Genomic DNA, 1937 nt, shown 5'->3' with positions numbered 1-1937 from the left:
GGGTGGTGGCGGCGGTCGAGGGCGGCGTGGCCAACGTGCAGGACGTCTACCCCCTCGCCCCACTCCAGGAAGGGATCTTCTTCCACCACCTGATGGCGACCCAGGACGAGGAGGGCGGCGAGGCGGAGGCGCACGCGGATGTCTACGCGGTGCCCACCGTGCTCGCGTTCGACTCCCGGGCGCGCCTGGACGCCTTCGTGGCGGCCCTGCAGTGGGTGGTGGACCGGCATGACATCTACCGCACCGCCATCGTCTGGGAAGGGCTGCGCGAACCGGTTCAGGTGGTCTTGCGGCAGGTCCAGCTGCCGGTCCATGACGTCGTGCTGGACGGTCCGGGCGACCCCGTGGCTCAGCTGCTCCAGGCGGGTGGCCGCCGGATGGACCTGAGCACAGCCCCTCTGCTGCGGCTGCACGTCGCGGCCGACCCGGGCAGCGACCAGTGGCTCGCCCTCCTGCACAGTCACCACGTGGTGCAGGACCACACGGCGATGGAGGTCATGCTCGGCGAGGTCCGGGCATTCCTGGAGGGCCAGACGGACGCCCTGCCGGAGCCGGTGCCGTTCCGCGACTTCGTGGCACAGGCCCGCCTCGGTGTGCCGCGCGAGGAACACGAGCGGTACTTCGCCGGCCTGCTCGGCGATGTCGAGGAGACCACCGCGCCGTACGGGCTGCTGGACGTGCACGGCGACGGCGTCGGCTCGATCCGCGCGCAGCTGCCGGTCCAGGACGAGCTGGCGGCCCGGGTGCGCAGCGTGGCGCGCGGGCTCGGCGTGAGCGCGGCCACTGTCTTCCACCTGGCGTGCGCGAGGGTGCTGGCGGCGGTCAGCGGCCGGGACGACGTGGTGTTCGGCACCGTGCTGTTCGGGCGGATGAACGCCGGAGCCGGCGCCGACCGGGTGCCGGGTCTCTTCGTCAACACCTTGCCCGTGCGGGTCGGGGTGAACGCGTCGGCGGTGGACGCGGCCCTGGCCGGTCTGCGGCAGCAGATGGCGGAGCTGCTGGTGCACGAGCACGCCCCCCTGGCGCTGGCCCAGCAGGCCAGCGGCGTGTCGGGAGCCAGCCCGCTGTTCACTGCGCTCTTCAACTACCGCCACAGCAAGCCGACCGACGAGCAGTCGGGTCTCGGTCTCGACGGTATCCGTGTGCTGTCGGGCGAGGGGCGCACCAACTATCCGCTGGACGTCGCCGTGGACGACGACGGAACCGGGTTCCGACTGACCGTTGACGCGGTGGCCCCCGCCGACGCCGTGCGGGTGGGCGCACTGCTCCACACCTGCCTGGACAACCTGGTGACAGCGCTGGCAGAGGCCCCGCACACCGAGCTTAGAGCCATACCGGTGCTGGACGCCGATGAGCGTCGCCAGGTCGTGGCGCAGTGGAACGACACCGGCGCCGTGGTTCCGGATGCGACGTTGGTGGAGTTGCTCGCGGCGCAGGTGGCGCGGACACCGGATGCGGTCGCGCTGGTTTGCGACGGGATCGAGGTCTCGTATGCGGAGCTGGATGCACGGGCGAACCGGCTCGCGCGGCACCTGATGAGGTGTGGGGTTGCCGCGGAGTCGGTGGTGGGGGTGTGCCTGGAGCGTTCGGTGGAGCTGGTGGTTGCGCTTTTGGGCGTGGTGAAGGCGGGAGGCGCGTATCTGCCGGTGGATCCCGAGTATCCGGCGGAGCGGATCGCGCTGACGCTGGCGGATGCCGACGCGGTGTGCGTGGTGACATCGGAGGCGCTGGCCGGGGTGCTGCCGGTCGAGGTGGAGCGGGTGCTGGTGGACGATGCCCGGATCGCGGCGGAGTCCCCTGCGACGCCGATGGTGGACGTGAGGCCGGGGCAACCGGCCTATGTGATCTTCACTTCGGGCTCGACGGGTCGTCCCAAGGGTGTGGTGGTGGCGCACGAGGGTGTGGTGAACCGGCTCGCCTGGATGCAGGAGGTGTAC

Annotated in this window: 1 protein-coding gene; it reads left to right on the top strand. The window is 71.3% G+C overall.

What is annotated here, in order from left to right; genetic code table 11:
- Positions 1–1937 (top strand): AMP-binding protein (locus ABZ845_RS31890; protein WP_360987030.1); only part of this gene is annotated, 1937 nt, incomplete at both ends.

The organism is Streptomyces sp. NPDC047022 (assembly GCF_040644155.1).
Classification (GTDB): Bacteria; Actinomycetota; Actinomycetes; order Streptomycetales; family Streptomycetaceae; genus Streptomyces.
The sequence above is the reverse complement of the archived record's forward strand: the minus strand, read 5'-3'. Positions and strand labels throughout refer to the sequence as shown.